We start from the raw sequence: 20,484 nt of genomic DNA on the forward strand, positions 1-20,484 counted from the left end.
CTCAGGCCGAGGTGAGACCGGTGATCGTCCAGTGGCCGCGGTCGCGGTGCGCGGTCACCATGAGCTGCGCGGCGGCGGGCGTCCCGTCCGGTTCGCCCGCGCGGGTGGCGGTCTGGTCGAGGAAGACCAGGAGGCGGGCGTCGTCGCCGGTCAGCGAGACGACCCCGGCGCGGACGACACGGGTGGCGAGCGTGACGCGCTGGGCCGGGGCCTGCTGCCTGACCTGCGCGAAGAGCCGCCGGTACTCGTCCAGCGCCCGGCCTGCCAGCTCCCGCCCCGCGGCCTGCTCGGTGGCGGCGACGTCGTCCGGCGCGTAGCTGAACACCCGGGCGAGGGCCGTCGACACGTCCCCGACCACCTCGGTCGTGGCCACGTCGTCCAGGACGGCGGTGTCGCGCGCAGGCTCCTTCTCGCCCCTCAGCCCGTGGTCACGTGCCGTCCCGGCGGCGGGGCGCAGGGCCAGCGCGAGCACGACGAGCGCGAGCGCGACGGAGAACGGCCGGTAGAGCCCGAGCAGCCGCCTCATCGTGAACCGACCGGGATCGCGGTGAGCGATTCGAGCTTCCAGCCGGACGCCGTGCGGACCGCCCCCATCTCGAACCGCTTGCGCTGCACCGTGGGCGCACCGCCCTGCAAAGCCAGCTTCACCTGCACGGACGCGATGACCTTCGCCTTCCCCTCCCGGACGTCGAGCGACGTGACGGCGGCTCCGGTGACGGTCGCCGCGGCGGTGGTCCGCGACTGGCCGATCTTGGTGCGGTTCCGCGGCTCGTCCCGGGCGAGCTGGTCGTGCAGCGCGCCGGTGGAGGCGTCCCGCCAGGCGCGCAGCCCGGCGTCCACCCGCGCGGGGTCCATCGAGTTGAGCGCGGCGATCTGCTCCCGGGCGCTCCGCAGCACGACGTCCCGCGCGCGTTCGGGCCCGCTCCGCGCGTCCGGTTCGTCTCGCCGCACCGTCCAGCCCGACCAGGCGAGGAACAGGGCGGCGGCCGCGATCGCCGCCCACCCGACCAGCCCCCATCCGGCGAGGAGCCCGTCCCGCCGCCTCCGGGCCCCCCGCTCGGCGCTCGCGGTCATTCGCCTGCTCCCTCGACGCCGAGCAGGCCGCCCATGCCGGCGGGTCCATCCGCGACGCCCGGCAGAGCGAGCGCGCCCGGAAGGGCGGGCGAACCAGCGGAGAGCACCGAGCCCGCCCGCGCCGGAGCCGGGACCGGACGTCGCGGAGCGTTTCCCGCGCCGCGCACGTTCACGCCGCTCGACGGCGGCGCGCCGCAGTGGGCGGCCGTGTTGAGCGCCGGGCCGCGCGAGGTGTCGAGGCCGTTGCGGTACTTCGTGCCGCCGTAGCCGCTCGTGCAGTCCGGCGGGTTGAAGAACGTCGTGACCATCCCGAAGTCGAGCCTGCCGTCCTGGGCGACCGACATGCCGGTGGAGACGGCCGCGGGCAGCTTCGCCAGGAGCTGTTCCAGGCCGTCCGCCCGTGGTTCCAGCAGCTCGGACGTGGTCAGCAGGTTCGCGACCAGGACGCTGAGGGACGGGTCGAGGTCGCGCACCAGCGTCCGGAACTCGCCCGCCGCGCCCGGCGCCGTCGCCACCAGTTTCCGGAAGGCCGGGTCGGACTTGCGCAGCTGCTCGGAGAGGAGCCGCGCGTTGCGGCCGAACGCCTTCAACGACGCGGCCTCCTGGTTCTGGGTGCGCAGGACGGTCTCGCCGTCGCCGATGAGCGAGAGGGTCGGCTCCGCGTTCTCGTTCGCGGCGCGGGTGAGCGACCTCGTGCCGTCCAGCAGGACCTGGAGGTTGGGCCCCTGCCCGGCGAACGCCTGGCCCAGCTCCCCGACGACCGTCCGCAGCGCGTCGGTGGGGACGGACGAGGCGAGCGCGTTCACGCTGGTGAGCAGGTCCGTCACCGGGGCCGGAGTCGCCGTGGACGAGCGCGGGATCACCGAGCCGCCCGCCAGGAACGGCCCCGCGCCCGTGGCGGGGCGGAGGTCGATGTACTGCTCGCCGATCGCCGACCGGTTCGCGACGACGGCCTGCGTGCGTGCGGGAACCCGCGGCGCCGACTTCTTGATCTTCAGGTCGGCCAGCACGCCGTCGCCGGTCAGGTGCAGCGCGCCGACCCGTCCGACCGATGTGCCCCGGTAGGTGACGTCGGCGTTCTCCGCGAGGCCGCCCGCCTCGGCGAGGTCGGCCCGCACGACGTAGTAGTCGCGGTAGCCGACGTACCCGCCGAGGTCGGCGTAGGAGAGGCCGACGTAGCCCATCGCCAGCAGGCCGACGACGAGGAAGACGAGGTTCTTGACCCTGGTGGCCGCGGTCAGCATCAGTCCCCCTGCGCGGGCTTGATCGGCGGGACGACCCGCGTCCCGGGCCGGGCGGTGATCTGGAGGTAGACGTTCAGGTAGTCGCCCTTCACCGCGGGCAGGACGGCGTCGGTGAACGGATACGTCACCAGCACCTGCAACGCGTTCGGCAGGTCGCGGCCGGCGTCGGACAGCTTGCGCAGCGTCGGTTCGAGGGCGCGCAGGTCGGCGATCATGTCGTCCTTGCTGCGCCGGACGGTCGTGACCGCCGCACGCGACAGCCCGTCCAGCGACCGCAGCATCCGGACGAGCGCCCCGCGCTGCTCGGCCAGCACCGCGAGGCCGGGTTCGATGTCGTCGAGGGCGACGCCGATCTGGTCCTTGCGGCCGCGCAGCGTGGCCGACAGCCGGTTCAGGCCGTCGAGGGCGTCGGTGATGCCCTGCCTGTTCGCGTCCAGGTCGCCGACGAGCCTGCGGGCCTGCTCCAGCAGCGACCGGACGTGCGCCTCGTTGCCGCCGAGCGCCCGGTTCAGCTCGACGGTGATCGTCCGGAGCTGCGCGATGCCGCCGCCGTTCAGCAGCATCGACAGCGCGCCGAAGACCTCCTCGACCTCGGGGTTCCGGTTCGTCCGGGATTCCGGGATCACCGCGCCGTCCGCCAGCGCGCCCGTCCCCGCGGCGGTCTGGGCCCTGCCCTGGGGTCCCGCGCTGAGCTGCACGAACTTCTCGCCCAGCAGGCTCGACTGGCGCAGTTCGGCGTAGGCGTTCGCGGGGATCCGGACATCGCCGTTGACCTTCATGGTGACCTCGGCCGTCCAGCCGTCCCGGGGCAGCGCGACCTTCACCACCCGCCCGACCGCGACGTCGTTGACCTTCACCGCCGACTGCGGGACGAGGTTCAGCACGTTCGCGAACCGCGCCCGCACGGTGTACGGGTGGCCGCCGAGATCGGCGCCGCCCGGCAGCGGGAGGTCCGCCGCGCCGGAGAAGCCGCAGCCGCCGAGGGCGACGCAGGTCAGGGCCGTCCACACGACCTGCCGGATCATGGCTCCGCCTTCCGCGGCCCGGCCGCCGGCAGCGGCGGGGCCAGCTCGCCGAGGTTCTGCCGCCCCATCAGCGACCGCGTCGCCGGGTCGTAGGCGTTCAGGATGTTGGTCGCGTTGAGCGGCTGGACGTCCAGGGCCTCCGCCAGCGACCGGCGCTGCTTCACCAGCAGCTGCGTGATGTCGGCGAGTTTCCCGACGTTCCCGGCGATCTGCTTCCGGTTGTCGTGCACGAACGCCTTGACCCGGGCGAGCGCCTCCGCCAGCGCCCGCAGCGCGGCGTCGAGCTCCTCCCGGTCGTCGGCGAGGAAGCCGGAGACGTCGGCGAGCTGTCGCTCCGCCTCCCTGACCTGCCCGTCGTTGGTCTTCAGCGTCGTCGTGAACGTCTGGAGGCCGCGGATCGTCGCGAACAGGTCCTTCTGCGAACCGGACAGCGTCCTGGCCGCCTGCGCCATCCGCTCGGTGGTCGTGCGGATGTCGCGCCCGTTGCCGCTCAGGTTCTCCGCGCCCGTTTCGAGGAGCCGCGACAGCGCGCCGTCCTTGTTCAGGCCCTTGGGCCCGAGGTCGGCGGCCAGCTTGCGGATGCTGTCGTAGACCCTGTCGAGCTCCATGGGCGTCGCGGTCCGGTCGGCCGGGATCACCGTCCCGGCCGCCATCTTCGGGCCGGACGTGTAGGCGGGCGTGAGCTGGACGTACCGGTCGGCCACCAGGCTCGGCGCGACCGCCACGGCCTTCGCCCCGGCCGGGACGTCCACGCCGCGGTCGACGGTCATGACCGTCCGGACCCGGGTCCCCTCGGCCCGGACGGAGTCGACCGTGCCGACCTTCACGCCGAGCACCCGCACGTCGGAGCCCCTGTAGACGCCGACCGCGGTCGGGAAGTACACGGTGATCCGGGTGCCGCCCGGGTCGCGCAGGGCGACCAGGACGACGGCGGCGACCACGACGGCGAGCCCGGCGGCGACCAGCGGGACACTCATCCGGCGCAGCATCAGCCACCCCCCTTCTTGGGCGGCATGCACCCTTTGTCCGGAGCCTTCGCCCCGTACCCCTTCGGGACGAGCCCGCACAGGTAGCCGTCCATCCAGCGACCGTTGCCGAGCGTGTTGCCGAGCAGCCGCGTGTAGGGGCCGGCCGTCCTCAGCGCCCGGTCGAGGTCGTCCTGGTTCCTGCGCAGCAGGTCGGTGACGCGGCCGAGGGCGCGCAGCGTCGGGCCGAGCTGCCGCTGGTTGTCCTCGACGAGCCCGATGAGCTGCCGCGACAGCGCCTGCGTGCCGGTGAGCAGCGCGTGGATCGCCTCGCGGCGGCGCCGGATCTCGCCGAGCAGCAGGTTCCCGTCCCGCAGCAGCGCCTCGATGTTCGCGCTCTGGCCCGCCATCGTCCCCGTGACCTGCCGCGTGTTGGCGAGCAGCCGCGCCAGCTCGGCGTCCCGCGACGAGATCGTCTTCGACAGCGCCGAGACGCCGTCCAGCGCCCTGCGCACGCTCGGCGCCGTCCCGGAGAACGTCGTGGAGATCGCGTCCAGGCCGGCGGCGAGCTTGGCCGAGTCGACCTGCCCGACCGTCCCGGCGAGGTCCTCGAACGCCTTCGTCACGTCGTAGGGGGAGGTCGTCCGGGCGAGGGGGATGCGGCGGCGCGGATCCTGCGGCCGGGCGCCGAGCGGGTCCACGGCGAGGAACTTGTCGCCGAGCAGCGTCTTGATCGCGATGGCGGCGGTGCTGGCGTCCCCGACCCAGGTGTCGCGCACCCGGAAGGCGACGGCGACCTTCGCGCCGTCCAGCCGGACCCCCGTGACCTCGCCGACCTTCACCCCGGCGACGCGGACCTCGTTGCCGGGACGCAGCCCGGCGGCCTCGCCGAACTCGGCGGTGTAGCGGGTGCCGCCGCCGATCACCGGCAGGTCCCTGGCGTTGAACGCCAGCAGGCCCAGCGCGGTGATCAGCACGAGCGACACGACCGCGACCGCGACCGGGTTCCGCTCCCGGACGGGTCTCAGCCGGGGCCGCCGGCGGGCGGACGGGCGACTCTTCTTCATGCGCCGCACCTTTCGGCCGTGAGCGGGACACCGGTGGGCGGCGGATGCTCCTCGCCCGGGTACTGCCGGTAGGTGGCGCCGCTGAGGTCGGCCTCGCAGAGGTAGAGGTTCATCCACGACCCGTAGGAGGCGATGCGCCCGATCGCGGTCATCTTCACCGGCAGCAGCCGCAGGAACGACTCGACCTTCGGGGAGTCGTCCGACAGGTTCTCCGACAACCGCCCGAGCTGCGCGATGTCGCGCCTGAGCGGTTCGCGGCCGTCGCGCAGCAGGCCGGTGGTGGTGCTCGCGAGGTCGTCCAGCGCACCGATCGCCTCGCCGATCGCGGTGCGGTCGGCGGCCAGCCCGGACACGAGCCGCCGCAGCGTCCCGATCAGGTCGCCGAGGTCGTCGCCACGCGAGTTGATCGTGTCGAGGACGACGTTCAGGTTGTCGACGACCTGCCCGATGACCTGGTCCTTGTCGGCGATGCCGCGCGTCAGCGACCCGACGGTGGACAGCAGTCCCTCGACCGTCCCGCCCTCGCCCTGCAGCACCTGCACGATCGACCCGGCGAGCTGGTTGACGTCCCGCGGCGACAGCGCCTGGAACAGCGGCTGGAATCCGTTGAAGAGCTGCGTCAGGTTCAGCGCGGGGGCCGTCCGCTCGACCGGGATGGTGGCGCCGGGCCGCAGCGTTCCGGCGGTCCCGGCGCCGCGCCCCAGCTCGACGTACCGCTGCCCGATCAGGTTCAGATACTTGATCGTCGCGGTGGACGCGGCGGGCAGCCGGCGCCCGCGCTCGACGGAGAACGACACGAGCGCGACGCGGCGGTCCACGACCTCGATGCGGCCGACCCTGCCGACCTCGACGCCCGCGATCCGGACGCCGTCGCCCTCGCGCAGCCCGGACGCGTCGGTGAACCGCGCCCGGTAGGAGACGGTGTCGCCGCCGCCGGTCCGGGTGATGCTGAGCGCGAGCATCGCGGTCGCCACCACGGTCACCGCGACGAACGCCAGCGACTTGACCAGCGGTTTCGCCAGGCCCCTCCGGTTCATCTCAGCCTCACCTCCGTGCCCCGGTAGACGGGCCCGACGAGGACGCTGCTCCAGTCCGGAAGCGCCTCCGGGACGTCCTGGAGCCCGGGGGCGAGCAGCTCGTTGACGAGGCGGTTCTCCTCGGGCGAGTTCGGCAGGCCGAGCGCGCCCGGCGCCACCGCGACGGGCGTGGCCGCATCCGCCGGCGCCGACCTCGGGACGGCGGTCCCGCCCACCGGGTAGCAGTGCGGGCCGCTCTTGTCGGTGTAGCGCGGACGGTCCTTGCCCGGGACGTAGCGCCCCTTGGACGGCAGCGTCCTGACGTTCACGTGCAGTCCGGGCCGGCCGGTGCCCTTGCCGAGCACCTTGTCCATCACCGGGACGAAGTCGGTCAGCATCCGCAGCGTGCACGGGTACTCGGGCGAGTACTCCTTCAGCAGTTCGAGCGTCGGACGGCTCGCGGCCGAGAGGCGGATGACGTTGGCGGAGTTCTCGTGCAGGAAGTCGGCCAGGTCCTCGGAGGCGTCCGTCACCGACGCGTACAGCCGCGCGAGGTCGTTCCTCTGCTCGACCAGCGACCGGCTCGTGTAGCCGAAGTCGTGGAGGGCCTGGAGGATGTCGGGCGCGGCCTCGGTGTAGTCGCGGCTCACCTCGACGAGCAGCCTGATGTCGCGGTTGAGGGCGGGCAGGCTCGGGTTGATCTTCTTGAGGTAGGCGTCCAGCTCGACGATCGTCCGCCCGAGGTCGGCGCCCCGCCCGTCCAGGGCCTGGGACACGGCGGTGAGCGTCGCCGCCAGCTCCGCCGGCCGGACGGCCGTGAGCAGCGGGTACAGGTGGTCCATCACCTGCTGGAGCTCGATCGCGTTCGCCGACCGGTCCTGGCTGATGACGCTCCCGGCGGTGAGCCGCTCGGGGGACGGCCGCGCGGGCGGGACGAGCGCGACGAACCGCGCCCCGAACAGCGTCGTCGGCAGGAGCTGCGCCGACACGTTGCGCGGCAGCAGCCTCACCTTGTCCGGCCGGATCGCGAGCCTCAGCGTGGCGACGCCGCCGTCCGAGGAGATCTCGCGGACCTCGCCGACGACCACGCCGCGCAGCTTCACGTCGGCGTGCGGGCGCATCTCGCTGCCCGCGCTCGCCGTCCGCAGCGTCACCCAGGCGACGCCCGTGAACTTCTTGCCGTAGACGGCGATCGACAGCCAGACCAGCAGGACCGGCACGAGCAGGAACGCCACCCCCGCGAGCCGACGGCCCAGGGTCCCGCGGGCGTTCACCCGGCCACCTTCACCGTCGTGTTGGTGCCCCAGAGCGCGAGGCTGAAGAAGAAGTCGCTGACGCTGATCAGGACGATGGACGTGCGGACCGCGCGGCCGACGGCCCGCCCCACCCCGGCCGGTCCCCCGGCCGCGCGGTAGCCGTAGTAGCAGTGCGACAGGATCACCAGGACGCTGAACACCAGCACCTTGAAGAACGACAGCACGACGTCCACCGGCGACAGGAACAGCCCGAAGTAGTGGTCGTAGGTACCCGCCGACTGCCCGTTGACCAGGACCGTGACCTCCCGGGACGCCAGGTAGGCGCACAGCAGCCCGATCGCGTACAGCGGGAGGATCGCGACGGCGCCCGCGACGATCCGGGTCGTCACCAGGTACGGCAGCGACGGGATGCCCATGACCTCCAGGGCGTCCACCTCGTCGCTGATGCGCATGGCGCCGAGCTGTGCGGTGAACCCCGCGCCGACCGTCGCCGACAGCGCCAGGCCCGACACCACCGGGGCGATCTCGCGGGTGTTGATGTAGGCGGAGGCGAACCCGGTGAACGCCGAGGTCCCGATCTGCTGGAGGGCCGAGTAGCCCTGCATGCCGACGACGACGCCGGTCGCGAGGGTCATCGCGACCATCACGCCGATCGTCCCGCCGATCACGCCGAGGCCGCCGCTGCCGAACGCGACCTCCGAGAGCAGCCGCTGCACCTCCTTGCGGTAGCGGTGGACGGCGCGCGGCGTCCACAGCAGCGCCCGGACGTAGAAGACGCCCTGGTCGCCGGGCTGGTCCAGCCACGCGAACCACCCGGCCGGTCCCGCTCTCAGTGCGGCCATGCTCAGCCTCCCTTCGGCGGGACGACCTGGAGGTAGATCCCGGTGATCACGAGGTTGAGCAGGAACAGGAGCAGGAACGTGATGACGACCGACTGGTTCACCACGTCTCCGACGCCCTTCGGGCCGCCCTTCGGGTTCAGGCCCCGGTAGGCGGCGACGATTCCGGCGACGAAGCCGAACAGCAGCGCCTTCGCCTCGCCGACGTAGAGGTCGGGGAGCTGGGCGAGGGCGGAGAAGCTCGCGACGTAGGCGCCGGGCGTCCCGCCCTGCATCATGACGTTGAAGTAGTAGCCGCCCGCGACGCCGACGACCGAGACGAGGCCGTTCAGCAGGAACGCCACGGCGACGCAGGCGAGGACGCGCGGGACGACGAGCCGCTGGACGGGCGAGACGCCGAGCACCTCCATCGCGTCCAGCTCCTCGCGGATCGTCCGGGCCCCGATGTCCGCGCAGATCGTCGAGCCCGCCACCCCCGACACCAGCAGCGCCACGATCATCGGGCTGGCCTGCTGGATCACCACCAGGACGCTGGCGGCGCCGGTGAACGACTGCGCGCCGAACTGCTGGGTGAGGGAGCCGACCTGCAGCGAGGTCACCGCGCCGAACGGGATCGACACGAGCGCGGTCGGCAGGATCGTGACGCTGGCGATGAACCAGAACTGCTCGACGAACTCGCGGACCTGGAACGGCCGCCGGAACGCCATGCCGAACACGGTGGCGCCGAGCGCGAACATGCGGCCCGCCTCGCGCAGCGCGCTCAGCGGATACGTGGCCAGGGGCGGCATGCGCACCTCCTTCCTGCTCTCCCGGTCCCCTCGGGTGGGCCGATATCGTCGAGGCCCCACCCCGCTGGAGGGACCCCTGTGAACCGACTTCATCTGGCGGCTCTGCTGCTCGTCCCGGCGCTGGCCCTCACCGCGTGCGGGGGCGACGGCGGGAAACCGGGCCCGTCGGCCCCGGCACGGGCCGAGGCCACGGACTCTCCCTCCGACGCCCCGGGCGCGGGCGACTCGGCCAGGGGCGGTTCGGCCAAGGCCCCGGCGGGGGTGCCGACGTCCGCGCCGCCGAAGGTCGTGAACGCGTTCGTCGCCTGCATGCGCAGGCAGGGCGTCAAGGTGCCGAAGGACACGACCGGCTGGCGGCCCGACCCCCAGGACGGCCGGACGCAGAAGGCGCTCATGGCCTGCATGAAGTCCGCCGGAGCACCCAGGTCCTGACGCGGCGCCACCTCGTGGCGCGGTGTCGTCGCGTGGCGCGGTGTCATCTCTTGCATGCCGGCGCCTTGGCGAACGCGGCGGCCAGCTGCGGGTTCGTCCGGAGGTCCTGCTCGGGCCCCTGGTAGCCGCTGTACTGCCCGAACGCCTTGCCCATCTGGTCGACGGCCCGTTGCAGCGACCGCTTGTCGGTCACCTTCGCGCGCTTGAGGTTCTTGGACGCGGTGGAGACGGTCGAGTGCGTCCGGGTGAGGTTGTTCATGGTGGTGGAGAACACGGCCTGGCCGTTGTCGACGGGCGGCGCGCCGAGCCCGGACAGGTTCGTCTCCAGCGTCCGCATCCGGTCGGAGATGCCGTCGAGGAGCCGGACGAGCGACGCCTTGGACTTCAGCACGCTCGCGCTGTCCAGCTTCGGCGCCTGCATCGGGGCGCTCTGGGTGAGGACGCCGCAGGCCCTGCCCGCCCAGGCGACCTCGGGGCCGTCCTTCTTCTCCGAGCCGCATCCGGCCACGGACAGTGCGGCCGCCGAGGCCAGCGCCACAAGGGCGACGGATCGCCGAACCATGGTTGTCTCCTTGTCGGGGGTGGTGACCGCTTCAGCGAGTCGGGGTTCAGCAGTTGGAGGTCGCCGGCTTCCCGGCGAAGCGGTCGGCGAGGAACGCCATCGCGTCCTCGTTGCCGCGGTAGACGAGGGTGATGTGGCTGACGCCGTCCCAGGTCTTCCACGTGACGGGGACGCCGAGCTTGCAGTAGTCGTCCCGGAGTTGCCTGGCCTGCCCGTACGCGACGATCTCGTCGGAGACCGAGTGGTACTGGAAGACGGGGACCTTCACGGGTTCGGCGCCGAGCTGGTTCTCCGCCACCCGGTTCAGCCACGCCTCGGTCGCGAACGGGCTGGTGGTGAAGTAGTCGGGGATCGTCCTGCCCTTGTAGTCGAGCAGCAGCTCCAGCGTGCAGGCGCCGCCCTCCAGGCCGTCGACCATGGCGCGGCCGGCGTCGTTGAGGTAGGACGCGAGGTCGAGCTCGGGGTAGGCGTGGTCCATGCCGACCATCGAGTAGAGGAGGAAGCCGAACGGGTCCTGGCCCTCCAGCGGCAGGCCCACGGCGGCGAGGTCGGACGGCACGCCGCCGCCGACGACGCCCGTGAGCTTCAGCTCCGGCGCGTACGCCGGCTGCTTCTGCCCCGCCCACATCGCGGCCGCGCCGCCCTGCGAGTAGCCGCGGAACGCGACCTGCGCGTCCTTCGCGAGGCCCGACTCGGGGAGCCGCTGCGCCGCGCGGACCGCGTCGATGACGGAGTGGCCCATGGAGTCGACCACGTAGGTGGTCGCCGGGTTCTCGTGGTAGCCCTCGTAGTCGGTGACGGCGACCGCGTAGCCCTTGCCGAGCATCGCGTTCAGCGCGGCCTGCTCGTAGAAGGCGCCCTGGTCGATGAACCTGGACGGCGCGCAGCGGAACGCCGGGCCGCTGGTGCCGGGGCCGAACCCGACGATCGGGGCCTTCGCCGCGTCCGCCTTCTTCGGCACGAGGACGATCCCCGTGACGGCGACGGGTGCGCCGAGCGCGTTGGTCGACAGGTACATGACCTGCCAGGCGTCGGCGAGCGAGCGCGCGGCCGGAGGGCCGGCCTTCGCGGGGCGCGCCCGGATGACGTCGCCCGGGGAGCCGGCCGGCAGCGGCGAGGGCGGGGTGTAGAAGGCGTCCCCGGCCGGGCCGGGGTCGGTCGCCGGGGCCGCCGACGCGGGCGCGGTGGACGCGGGGACGGCGCAGAGCGCGGCCAGCAGCGCGACGGCCAGGGCGAGGAGCGCCGTGCGCCGGGGGTGGTGGTTCGGCATCCCTGCTCCTAGCTCGTCTTCTTCTGGGTGCTCGGCTTCGGGGTGAGCGTCACGGTGATCGCGTTGCCGGGACCGGCGAGGGAGGAGCCGAGCGCGCCGGTGAGCGCGCCGCAGCCGTCGATCGGCGGCAGCTCGTAGACGCCGGTCAGGGCGCCGCCCGCCTTCGGGTCGAACCCGGCGGCGGAGGTCAACGTGATGCCGGACGGCTGGGACGTCCGGCACGCGTCGCCGCCCCCGACCGGCAGGAAGCCGAACACCGTGAACGCGGGGAAGCGCGCGGTCATCCTGGAGGTGGTCGTGAGGACGCCGTCCTTGTACGTCCCGGTCGTCCCGCCTTCGGCGGCGAACGTGACGTCGGCCGTCACGGGCAGGAAGCCCAGCATCGAGAACCGGGCCTGGGACGGGTCGAGCGTGAGGGCGCCGGTGACCGCACCGCCGTCGACCTTCGCGTCGAGGGCGCCGGTCAGCGGGAGCGTCCCGCCGGACGCCTTGATCGTGGAGGAGCCCCGGAGCGCGTAGGAGTACGGCGCGGCCCCCGGCCCGCCGTCCTCGTCCACGATCTCGAAGGAGGCGAGGACGCCGTCCTGCCCCGGGTCCTGCGTGCACTCGGACTCGAACGTGCCGAGCCCGGAGGCGCCGCCGTCGTCCGTCCGCGGGGTCAGGGTCAGGACGAGGTTCCCGACGGTGACCTTGCCGAGCCCGGCCTGCGTGAACGTCAGGTCGGGCGCCGTGCCGCGTCCCTTCACGGTGAAGCCGCCGGACGCGGGGATGGGCGTCCTGTCCAGCGCGGAGTCGACCTCGACGGGCAGGCCGTCCGGCATCTCGGGGACGGTCAGCGTCGCGTCGGCCAGCGCGTGGCCCTCCAGGGTCGTCGCGTACAGCGCCCGCAGGCCCCGCGCGGACCCGGCGCCCACCGTCGACACCGAGTCGACGACGATCCCCGGCATCACCTCGCCGATCGCGACCCGGTCGGGGACGTCCGCGCTGAGCTCCACGTGCACCGGTTGGGGCCCGAGGAGCGGAAACGTGCAGTGGTAGTCCAGCCCGAGGGTGGCCGGGCCCGCCGCGGCGGTGCCCGCGCCGGCGAGGCTCGACGCCAGCAGGGCGGCGGCCAGGGCCAGGGCGGCGCCCGTTCTCTTCGTCTTCGTCACCTGTCGACCTCGCCTCGTACGGGACGGGCCCCTCACCGCGCCTGACCTGCATCGCGCCTGCTGCGCGCCGCGTTCGCGGCGCGGCGGGGGCCCGCCTTGGTTGACCGTCAGCTCACCGCCGCCGTCACGCCTTGGGCGTGAGGGTCAGGTCGATGGTGTTGCCGTCACCGGCGGTGAAGAGGTTGAGGATGCCGGTCAGCGGCCCGCACTGGTCGATCGACGAGAGCGAGTACTGGCCGCTGATCTTGCCGCCGACGCCCGGGTCGAAGAACTCGCCCGCGGGCGACTGGAGCTGGATGTCGGACGGCTCGGTCGTCTGGCAGTTCTCACCGCCGCCGATCGGGATGGCGCCGAACGCGTTGAACGACGACATCTTGGTGATGACCTTGCTGTTGGTCGTCAGCTGGCCGTCCTTGTAGAGGCCGGTGGTCGGGCCCTGCGTGACGAGGCCGATGTCGGCGGTCACCGGCAGGAAGCCGAGGATCTGGAAGTTGCCCTTCGTCGGCTCCAGCCTCAGGTCCGCGGAGACGGCGCCGGTGTCCAGGTTCAGGTCGGCGCCGACGGAGCCGGTCAGGGGCGCCTTGCCGTTCGGCGCCTTCACGAACGTCTCACCGGCGAGGGTGAAGTCGTAGTGCTCACCGCCGGTGGGGGTCGGAGTCGGGGTGGGCGTGGGAGTGGGGGTCGGGGTGGGAGTAGGGGTGGGGGTCGGGGTGGGGGTCGGCGTGGGAGTGGGCGTCGGCGTCGGAGTGGGGGTGGGGGTCGGAGTAGGCGTGGGGGTGGGGGTCGGAGTCGGGGTGGGCGTCGGGGTGGGGGTGCCGCCGTCGGTGATGGTGAAGTGGGCGAACGGCTCGTCCTGCCCCGGGTCCTTGGTGCAGACGACGTCCTTGCCGCCGGCCCAGACCTCGCTGCCGTCGGCCTTCTTCGGGTTGATGTGCTGCGTCAGCCCGACGATGGTGATCTTGCCCTCGCCGGTCTGGCTGAACACCAGCTGCGGCGCGTCGCCCTCGGCGACCAGGTCCCAGGTCGCCCCCGCCTGCTGCGGGATGTCGACCTTGTTGATGACGACGTCCGTCGCGACCGGCAGGTTCGGGTCCTCGGGCACCGACACGACCGAGTCGGCGGAGGCCGTGCCCTCCAGCGTGACGGCCTTCACCGCGCGCAGGCCGTTGGTGATGGCGCCGGTGATGTGCGCCGTCGACTTGATGTGGAACGGCGGCGACAGCTCCCCGACCTTGATGGTCGACGGGAAGTCGCTGTCGATGTCGACGGTGAGCGGCTGGTTGCCGATCAGCGGGAAGACGCAGTGGAAGTTCAGCGTCTGGTGGATCGGGTCCGCCAGGGCGGGGCCGGCGCCGACGACGCCGAGCAGGGAGAGGCCGAGGCCCCCGATGGCCGCGGTCGCGAGGCCCTTGGCCGTGCGCCGCTTGCGCGTACCGAGCTTGTCGTCCAACTTTCTGCCTTTCGTCCGGAACCAGATTTCCCGTACGTTTCAAAGCGGTAAATTACCGGCCGCCATCGAGCGAGTCTCCACGATCGACTGACAAAAACGAAGACGTTCACGCTCACCGTTCAACGGCTTTTGGAAAATGTTGTCCGGCGCGCATGATCCGACATTTCTTCGACTTTCTCAGGGCAGCATCCGATCACCGGACGACAGCATTTCTGCACTTTGTCATCCGGTGCTCGATTACCGGTGCGGGCCGATCAGAGGTGCTGGTAGGTGGTGTAGTCGGAGGCGAAGTCGTTGTCGTGGAGGAAGTTGGTGAAGCTCATCGTGATCGTGGCGTCGAGGCCCTCGACGTAGTGCCACCACCCGATCGGGATGAACAGGAGCTCACCGGGGGCGAGCGTGCACTCCAGCACCTGCGCCCCGCGCATGGCGGGGAACCTCTCGTAGTCGACGTCGCTCCCGTCGACCTCCGAGTAGCAGTGCAGCGTGTTGTAGACGTGGGCGGTGTCGTGCATCGGCACCATCCGGACCTTCTTGCGGCCCATCACCTGCGCCATGAAGTTGTTGGTCAGGTCGTGGTGGTAGGGCGTCTTCGTGCCGGGCGGGCCGAGCCAGAAGAAACTGCGGCCCTTGGCCTCGTCGCCGTCGAGGTACTCGGAGATCGGGTCGACGTCGTCCCACAGGACGTCCAGTGCCCGCTGGTTGCGGGACGCGTTGTTGGCCGTCATGTAGAAGTCGTTGGTCGTCCCGGCCGCCTCGACCAGGTCGACGTATTCGCGGAACGGCATCAGCCGCTTGTGCTTCGGCCCGTTGATCTCGTAGTTCTCGTCGGACTCGCGCCCGAACTGCACCTCGACCTCGTTGTCGCCGCACGTCTCCCGCAGATGGTCGAAGTCCCACTTCGCGAGCGCGGGCCACGACTTGAGCATCCCGGTGATGATGACCGGCCTGTTCTGGAAGTAGTACTCCTCGAAGAACTCGTCCCGGGAGAGGCGCTCCCGCCGGACGATCTCGCCGCCGCCCGCGCGCATCCGGGCGAGCCGCCCGTAGACGGTCAGCGTCCACTCGCGCTTGCGGAGCCGGTTGGCGACGCGGGTCGCGCCCAGCACGTACGGGCTCGCCAGCGCGCCGGCCACCTCGCGGGCGGCCTCCTCCTCGGTGAACCCGTTGCTCGTCAGCCCCGCGCGGATCGCTTCCGGCGGGTTGCCGAGCAGCAGGTTCTCGGCGATCCAGCGGCGCCACTGGTCCTTCGGTCGGGTGGTGGTCACGGCGTTCCCTCCGTGTTCGGTCAGCAGGCGTTCGGTCAGCAGGCGTGTTCGGTCGGCGGGCTCGTGCGTTCAGCCCGCGGGGGGCGGGGCGGTGCGCGCGGGCGCGGGGACGACCGGCGGGCAGCTGATGTCGGCGTCCGGGATGCAGGTGGCGCCCAGGCTGACGCGCAGCAGGTTCCCGGGGCCGGAGACGGTCCCGTTGAAGAGCGGGCCGAGGTCCTCGCCGACGCCGCAGCCGGTGAAGCGCGGGATGCTGAACGAGCCGTCGAGCATCCCGCCCTCCAGGACGCTGGTCATCTCGCCCTTGAGGGCGATGTCGGCGTCGGTCGCGGTGCGGCAGTTCTCGCCGACGTTCAGCGGTGTGCCGTTGACGGAGACGTCCGAGATGCGGATCGACATCCGCATGTGGGCGTTGACGGACTGGATGCCCGTCTGCATGTCGCTGACGGCCTCGAACGTCCCGTAGTCCTCACCGGGCCTCAGGGGACGCTGCGTCATCTCCATCGTCGCGGTCGTCGGCATGAACCCGAAGGTCAGGAACGTCGACCGCGATCGCAGGGGCGAGACGAACCGCTGCCGGACGGAGGCACCGGTGTCGGTGAGCGAGTAGACGAGGTTGGTGAGGGCCGGGCGGCCGAACTCCGGATCGTTCAGGATCGCGGCGCCCTTGAGCTTGGTGACGTTGGAGAACCCGGACAGGTAGACGCAGCCGGGGTACCAGTCGTCGGTGGGCCCGGTGAACTTCCCGCACTCGGCCGGGGTCCCGCCGGGCGCCTCGGCGGCGGCCCGCTTCCCCGTCTTCGGCGGCATGGGCTTCGGCGGCGCGGGCGTCGCCGGGGCCGTCCCGGCGGGCACGGGCACCGTGGCGAGGACGTGCTCCCCGGACGGCTCGCACCCGATGGTGATCGCCGGCTTCGCGTCCTCGGGGACGCCGCCGTGGGCGTCGCGGGGACTCAGCTCCAGCGCCAGGTCTCCGGCGCCGAACGTGAGGTCTCCGGTCCCGGCGGGCGTGACCGGCGGGACGTCCCCGGACGCGGCCAGTACCAGGTCGGCGCCGTCCGCGACCGGGGTGGCGGGCGTGGCGAGCCCCGGCCAGGTCGCCGGGGCGGCCTGGCCGTTCTGCCGCACGGAGACGCCGAGCTCCGCGGTGCCGACGACGGAGGCGCCCCCCAGCGCGCTCACCTCGGGCACCGCGGCCTCGGGGATCGTCACGCTCACCGTGACGCGCCCGGGCCGCACGGGCCGCCCGGCCGTCCCCGTCGCGGGGAACGTCCCCCGCACCCGGACGCCGACCTCCCGCGACGTCCCGGAGGGCAGCCGGCACGCGTACGTCAGGGCGGCGTCGGCCTCCTGCGCCCGCGCCGTGCCGCCCGGCAGCGATCCGGTCACGAGCGCGCCCAGCCCGACGGCCGTCACGGCACCGAGCCTCCAGCGGGCCGGGGTCCTCATCGTCGATCACCTCTCCTGGAACTGCTGCGGATGTGCGGGCCGGCGAGAGGTCACGTCCAGCCGGGGAGCCACAGGCGCGCCTGCCAGCCCGCCTCCGGGACCGGCCGGCCCGTGAGGATCGGCAGGAGGTGGGCCAGGTTCACCGCGACGAGCGCGAGGTAGGCGGCCCCGGCGGCGCCGAGCAGCAGGCGCGGCACCGGGCGGTCCCGGTACGGGGCGGAGACGCCGTCGAAGAGCAGGACGATCGCGAGGATCGCGAACGGCAGCATCGGCAGCGCGTAGGTGGAGTACATCGTCCGGCCGGCGAGCGCGGCCGGGAACCAGGGCAGCCAGCTCGCGAGGTAGCCGCCCACGACCGCCGCGGCCCGCCAGCTGCGCGCCGCGAACGCCGAGACCACCATGCCGAGCAGCGCGACGATGGAGAACCACCAGATGGCGGGCGTCCCCAGGTGGGAGATCTCGCTGACGCAGGTCGCGGCGCCGCAGCCGTCGCTCCCCCGCGGCACGGACGTGCGCCACAGGACGGCCGGATGCCCGAGGACGGGCCACTGCCACGGCCACGATTGGCCGGGATTCGCCTGCGTCACACCGTTGTGGAAGTCCAGTGTCATCGCGTGGTAGTGCCACAGCGACCGGAGCGGATCCACGAACGACGGCCACAGGCCGCTCGGATGCGCCTCGGCCCAGCGCCGCTGGAAGCCTGGGACGTTCTGGCCGAAGAGGGCCTTCTGCAGGGAGGTCCCCGAGACGAACCAGCCCCACCAACTGGCCAGATAGACGATCCCGGCGACGACCCACACCTGGAGCAGCGACGGCAGGAGGTCGAGCCCGACCATGCCACGCCACGGCCGGACGGCCCCGGCGTCCTTGCGCGCGTTCCCGTCCCAGATCAGCGCCAGCGCCCAGAAGAACACGAGCACGTAGGCGCCGGACCATTTCGTGGCACAGGCGAGGCCGAAGCAGACCCCGGCCACCAGGCGCCACCCATGCCAGACGAACGGCCCGCCAAGCCTCCCGTTCTCAGAACGCGCCACGAGAGCGACGCGGGTCCGGTTCCGATCGGCGACGAGGCAGCCGAACCCGGCCAGCACCCACACGAGCAGGAAGATGTCGAGCATGGACGCGCGGCTCGACACGAGCCACGAGCCGTCCAGCGCGAGCAGCAGCCCGGCCGCGCAGCCGAGAACGGTCGAGCCGGTCAGCCGCCGGGCGATGCGGGCCAGCAGCAGAACCGCCAGCACGCCCGCCACGCCGGCAGCGCACCGGAAGCCGAACGGGCCGGAGCCGAAGACCGCCATTCCGGCGGCGATGAGCCACTTCCCGAGCGGCGGGTGCGCGGCCCACTCGCCGCCGCCCGCGAGCCCCGCCACCGGATGCCCGGCGAGGAAGGAGGAGTCGGCGAGGCCGCCGCTAGGTCCGTGCCGCCAGTTGTGCTCGACCCCGTAGTGCAGGAACGCCCAGGCGTCCTTGGCGTAGTACGTCTCGTCCCAGACGAGGGCGTGCGGGGAGCCCAGCCGATGGAACACCAGGAAACCGGCGAAACCCGCGACGAGCAGCGGCCCGAGCCAGCCCCACGCGGACGCGCGCCGGCCGGCCGGCGCGTCGGTCGCGGACGCCGGTTCTTCCACCGCTACGGAGGCGGTCACCGTGCTCCCCCTTCGCTACGGCGTGGATGGGGAGAAGAACCGTATTGAGCGGCGGACCACCGGATGAACCCAGTCCGCGACGAAGAAAAGGAGCCGTTCACTCACCTCTGTGAGTTTTCTAATGCCCCGCTCCGGGAACCCGAATTACGTTATAGAAACCAGCGACAACATTCCCGAACGCCGCTGTCCCGCAATGCGCAATTTCCGCACCACGAAAGCGGCCAGGCCACGACCGGCGCGTCAGCCCGCCGTCCAGCGGCGGAGTTTCTCGGGGTTGCGCACCACCCAGATGTGCTGGATCCGGTCGCCTGCGACCTGGAACGCGAACACCGTCACGATGACGCCGTCCTGCTGAGCCACCAGGCCGGGCTGACCGTTGACCGTGCGTTCCAGGAACGTCATGTCGCCGGGCCTGCGCCGGGCGATCTCGATCCAGGCGCGCGCGATCTCCTCGCCGCCCTCGATGGGGCGCGGGAAGGTGACGGCGAGGCCGCCGCCGTCGGCGATCGCCGTGGCGTCGGGGTCGAGCAGGCGGATGAGGGCCTCGATGTCCTTGGCCTCCCATGCCTGCTTGAAGGCCCTGACGATGCCGGCGTGCCGGGCAGCCGGAGTCGCGGAAGGCTGCGAGGCGCGGACGCGGCGGCGGGCCGAGGAGGCCAGCTGGCGGCATGCCGCCGGGGTACGGCCGACGATCTCGGCCACCTCGGCGAAGGGGTGGCGGAAGACGTCGTGCAGGATGAAGGCGACGCGCTCGGCCGGGGTCATCGATTCGAGCACGACCAGGAAGGCCAGGCTGAGCGACTCGTCCAGGGTGACCCGGTCGGCCGGGTCGGCGGTCGCACCGCCCGGCCGCCCGCTGATCCATTCCGTGCGCCCGGGCAGCGGCTCGGGGATCCAGTCGCCCACGTAGGTCTCTCGCCGGGCACGGGCCGAGCCGAGCATGTTGAGGCAGATGCGGCCGGCGACCGTCGTCAGCCAGGCGCCGGGCGACTCGATGGCGTCCTGCCGCTGCGGGGACATGGCGTACCAGCGGGTGTACGTCTCCTGCACGGCGTCCTCGGCCTCGGCCAGGGAGCCGAGGAGCCGGTAGGCGAGACCGATCAGCCGGCGCCGCTCACTCATGAGCGCGTCCAGGCCCGGATCGGGCCGGCCGTGTCCTTGCCCGGGTCCGGTGGTCATGGCGCCGGCACCTCCCTCGGTCGAATCCGCCTTCACCAGACCGACAAGGCAGGGCCCCGGAATGTGAGGCCGGTGCGTCGCCTCACGATCCGGCGGCCTGTGTTGTCGAACCGCTGAGACGAACCCGTCATCCAGCGAACAGGAAGCTCAGAGACATCATGACCACCCCCGTACCGGCCACACCGTTCACCCGCCCGGCGCCCGCGCGGCAGCTGGAGCGGGCGGCCGCCGCTCTGACCGCGCACGGTTTCACCGTGGAGATCCTCGACGACGCCGCCGCCGCACGCGCCCGCGTCGGCGAGCTGATACCGGCGGGCGCCAGCGTGTTCACCGGGGCCAGCGAGACCCTCCGCCTGTCCGGTCTCGATGAGGACATCAACGCCAGCGGACGATACGAGGCCGTCAAGCCGCGCATCCTGGCCATGGACCGCGCCACCCGGATGGACGAGATCCGGCGGCTGTGCGCCGGCCCCGACGTCGTCGTGGGCAGCGTCGCCGCGGTCACCGAGACCGGGTCCCTCGTGGCCGCCTCGGGCAGCGGAAGCCAGCTGCCCGCCTACTCCGGCGGCGCCGCCCGTGCGATCTGGATCGTCGGGGCGCAGAAGGTCGTCCCCGACCTGAGCACCGCGCTGCGCCGCGTCGAAGAACATTGCCTCCCGCTGGAGAACGCCCGGACCCAGGCGGTCCACGGCTGGCCCAGCGCGGTCAACCGCGTTCTCATCCTCAACGCGGAGTACCAGCCCGGACGCGGCACCGTCCTGCTGCTCCGCGAAACCATCGGTTTCTGAACCGGGCGGCCGGAA

Annotated in this window: 20 protein-coding genes; 2 read left to right on the top strand and 18 right to left on the bottom strand. The window is 72.4% G+C overall.

From position 1 onward, the window contains the following. Position 1: 1 nt before the first annotated feature. Genes AB0H37_RS06205 through AB0H37_RS06250 form a run of 10 tightly spaced genes read right to left on the bottom strand, consistent with a single transcriptional unit; the run spans position 2 to position 9,274 of the window. A complete protein-coding gene (locus AB0H37_RS06205) occupies positions 2-526 on the bottom strand; it encodes a hypothetical protein (RefSeq protein WP_329096464.1) in 525 nt (174 codons plus the stop codon). Continuing rightward, positions 523-1,074 (bottom strand): hypothetical protein, encoded by a 552-nt coding sequence (locus AB0H37_RS06210; RefSeq protein ID WP_360611730.1) that lies wholly within the window; start codon positions 1,072-1,074, stop codon positions 523-525. Before AB0H37_RS06210 ends, AB0H37_RS06205 begins: the two co-directional genes overlap by 4 nt. Further along, positions 1,071-2,318, bottom strand: a complete 1,248-nt coding sequence (locus AB0H37_RS06215; protein WP_360611731.1) for an MlaD family protein — start codon at positions 2,316-2,318, stop codon at positions 1,071-1,073. The genes AB0H37_RS06210 and AB0H37_RS06215 overlap by 4 nt, the downstream gene beginning before the upstream one ends. Then, positions 2,318-3,343, bottom strand: a complete 1,026-nt coding sequence (locus AB0H37_RS06220) for an MCE family protein (RefSeq protein ID WP_360611732.1) — start codon at positions 3,341-3,343, stop codon at positions 2,318-2,320. Before AB0H37_RS06220 ends, AB0H37_RS06215 begins: the two co-directional genes overlap by 1 nt. Further along, the gene (locus AB0H37_RS06225; protein WP_360611733.1) at positions 3,340-4,320 is read right to left on the bottom strand and encodes an MCE family protein; all 981 of its coding nucleotides are present in this window, start codon (positions 4,318-4,320) and stop codon (positions 3,340-3,342) included. The genes AB0H37_RS06220 and AB0H37_RS06225 overlap by 4 nt, the downstream gene beginning before the upstream one ends. Before the next feature lie 11 nt (positions 4,321-4,331). Next, entirely contained in the window at positions 4,332-5,375 is a 1,044-nt protein-coding gene (locus AB0H37_RS06230; RefSeq protein ID WP_360611734.1) for an MCE family protein, read from the bottom strand. Beyond that, complete coding sequence (locus tag AB0H37_RS06235) at positions 5,372-6,412, bottom strand: MCE family protein (protein ID WP_329096476.1); 1,041 nt, start codon at positions 6,410-6,412, stop codon at positions 5,372-5,374. The genes AB0H37_RS06230 and AB0H37_RS06235 overlap by 4 nt, the downstream gene beginning before the upstream one ends. Beyond that, positions 6,409-7,665: an MCE family protein gene (locus tag AB0H37_RS06240; protein ID WP_360611735.1), complete on the bottom strand. Its 1,257-nt coding sequence runs from the start codon at positions 7,663-7,665 to the stop codon at positions 6,409-6,411. Before AB0H37_RS06240 ends, AB0H37_RS06235 begins: the two co-directional genes overlap by 4 nt. Continuing rightward, complete coding sequence (locus AB0H37_RS06245) at positions 7,662-8,489, bottom strand: ABC transporter permease (RefSeq protein WP_179831925.1); 828 nt, start codon at positions 8,487-8,489, stop codon at positions 7,662-7,664. Before AB0H37_RS06245 ends, AB0H37_RS06240 begins: the two co-directional genes overlap by 4 nt. Before the next feature lie 2 nt (positions 8,490-8,491). Beyond that, positions 8,492-9,274: an ABC transporter permease gene (locus AB0H37_RS06250; protein WP_179831924.1), complete on the bottom strand. Its 783-nt coding sequence runs from the start codon at positions 9,272-9,274 to the stop codon at positions 8,492-8,494. Positions 9,275-9,352: 78 nt separating this feature from the next. Here AB0H37_RS06250 and AB0H37_RS06255 point away from each other — a divergent pair, with 78 nt between their 5' ends. Next, a complete protein-coding gene (locus AB0H37_RS06255; protein WP_360611736.1) occupies positions 9,353-9,706 on the top strand; it encodes a hypothetical protein in 354 nt (117 codons plus the stop codon). A gap of 43 nt (positions 9,707-9,749) precedes the next feature. Here AB0H37_RS06255 and AB0H37_RS06260 read toward each other — a convergent pair whose 3' ends face one another. From AB0H37_RS06260 to sigJ, 8 genes are all read right to left on the bottom strand, one after another. Then, positions 9,750-10,268, bottom strand: coding sequence for a hypothetical protein (locus AB0H37_RS06260; RefSeq protein WP_329096480.1), 519 nt, complete (start codon positions 10,266-10,268; stop codon positions 9,750-9,752). 46 nt (positions 10,269-10,314) lie between these two features. Beyond that, positions 10,315-11,538, bottom strand: a complete 1,224-nt coding sequence (locus AB0H37_RS06265; protein ID WP_360611737.1) for a lipase family protein — start codon at positions 11,536-11,538, stop codon at positions 10,315-10,317. Between the two features lie 8 nt (positions 11,539-11,546). Beyond that, entirely contained in the window at positions 11,547-12,689 is a 1,143-nt protein-coding gene (locus tag AB0H37_RS06270; protein WP_360611738.1) for a DUF6801 domain-containing protein, read from the bottom strand. A gap of 124 nt (positions 12,690-12,813) precedes the next feature. Continuing rightward, entirely contained in the window at positions 12,814-14,139 is a 1,326-nt protein-coding gene (locus AB0H37_RS06275) for a DUF6801 domain-containing protein (RefSeq protein ID WP_360611739.1), read from the bottom strand. Between the two features lie 254 nt (positions 14,140-14,393). Further along, a complete protein-coding gene (locus tag AB0H37_RS06280) occupies positions 14,394-15,407 on the bottom strand; it encodes a cupin-like domain-containing protein (protein WP_360611740.1) in 1,014 nt (337 codons plus the stop codon). 69 nt (positions 15,408-15,476) lie between these two features. Continuing rightward, positions 15,477-16,856 carry a DUF6801 domain-containing protein gene (locus AB0H37_RS06285; protein WP_360611741.1) on the bottom strand — a complete coding sequence of 460 codons (1,380 nt, stop codon included), beginning with the start codon at positions 16,854-16,856 and terminating at the stop codon, positions 15,477-15,479. A 50-nt stretch (positions 16,857-16,906) separates the two neighbouring features. Then, complete coding sequence (locus AB0H37_RS06290; RefSeq protein ID WP_360611742.1) at positions 16,907-18,502, bottom strand: phospholipid carrier-dependent glycosyltransferase; 1,596 nt, start codon at positions 18,500-18,502, stop codon at positions 16,907-16,909. A 240-nt stretch (positions 18,503-18,742) separates the two neighbouring features. Continuing rightward, complete coding sequence (gene sigJ / locus AB0H37_RS06295) at positions 18,743-19,681, bottom strand: RNA polymerase sigma factor SigJ (RefSeq protein ID WP_329096494.1); 939 nt, start codon at positions 19,679-19,681, stop codon at positions 18,743-18,745. 158 nt (positions 19,682-19,839) lie between these two features. Between sigJ and AB0H37_RS06300 the strand changes: the two genes are divergently transcribed. After that, positions 19,840-20,469: an LUD domain-containing protein gene (locus AB0H37_RS06300; protein ID WP_360611743.1), complete on the top strand. Its 630-nt coding sequence runs from the start codon at positions 19,840-19,842 to the stop codon at positions 20,467-20,469. Positions 20,470-20,484 lie beyond the last annotated feature (15 nt).

The organism is Actinomadura sp. NPDC023710 (assembly GCF_040639875.1).
GTDB classification, from domain to species: domain Bacteria; phylum Actinomycetota; class Actinomycetes; order Streptosporangiales; family Streptosporangiaceae; genus Spirillospora; species Spirillospora citrea.

Bases quoted from the DNA above. Each gene is read 5' to 3' on its own strand.
- AB0H37_RS06205 (WP_329096464.1), bottom strand. From the start codon at position 526: ATGAGGCGGCTGCTCGGGCTCTACCGGCCGTTCTCCGTCGCGCTCGCG.
- AB0H37_RS06210 (WP_360611730.1), bottom strand. From the start codon at position 1,074: ATGACCGCGAGCGCCGAGCGGGGGGCCCGGAGGCGGCGGGACGGGCTC.
- AB0H37_RS06215 (WP_360611731.1), bottom strand. From the start codon at position 2,318: ATGCTGACCGCGGCCACCAGGGTCAAGAACCTCGTCTTCCTCGTCGTC.
- AB0H37_RS06220 (WP_360611732.1), bottom strand. From the start codon at position 3,343: ATGATCCGGCAGGTCGTGTGGACGGCCCTGACCTGCGTCGCCCTCGGC.
- AB0H37_RS06225 (WP_360611733.1), bottom strand. From the start codon at position 4,320: ATGAGTGTCCCGCTGGTCGCCGCCGGGCTCGCCGTCGTGGTCGCCGCC.
- AB0H37_RS06230 (WP_360611734.1), bottom strand. From the start codon at position 5,375: ATGAAGAAGAGTCGCCCGTCCGCCCGCCGGCGGCCCCGGCTGAGACCC.
- AB0H37_RS06235 (WP_329096476.1), bottom strand. From the start codon at position 6,412: ATGAACCGGAGGGGCCTGGCGAAACCGCTGGTCAAGTCGCTGGCGTTC.
- AB0H37_RS06245 (WP_179831925.1), bottom strand. From the start codon at position 8,489: ATGGCCGCACTGAGAGCGGGACCGGCCGGGTGGTTCGCGTGGCTGGAC.
- AB0H37_RS06250 (WP_179831924.1), bottom strand. From the start codon at position 9,274: ATGCCGCCCCTGGCCACGTATCCGCTGAGCGCGCTGCGCGAGGCGGGC.
- AB0H37_RS06260 (WP_329096480.1), bottom strand. From the start codon at position 10,268: ATGGTTCGGCGATCCGTCGCCCTTGTGGCGCTGGCCTCGGCGGCCGCA.
- AB0H37_RS06265 (WP_360611737.1), bottom strand. From the start codon at position 11,538: ATGCCGAACCACCACCCCCGGCGCACGGCGCTCCTCGCCCTGGCCGTC.
- AB0H37_RS06285 (WP_360611741.1), bottom strand. From the start codon at position 16,856: ATGAGGACCCCGGCCCGCTGGAGGCTCGGTGCCGTGACGGCCGTCGGG.
- sigJ (WP_329096494.1), bottom strand. From the start codon at position 19,681: ATGACCACCGGACCCGGGCAAGGACACGGCCGGCCCGATCCGGGCCTG.
- AB0H37_RS06300 (WP_360611743.1), top strand. From the start codon at position 19,840: ATGACCACCCCCGTACCGGCCACACCGTTCACCCGCCCGGCGCCCGCG.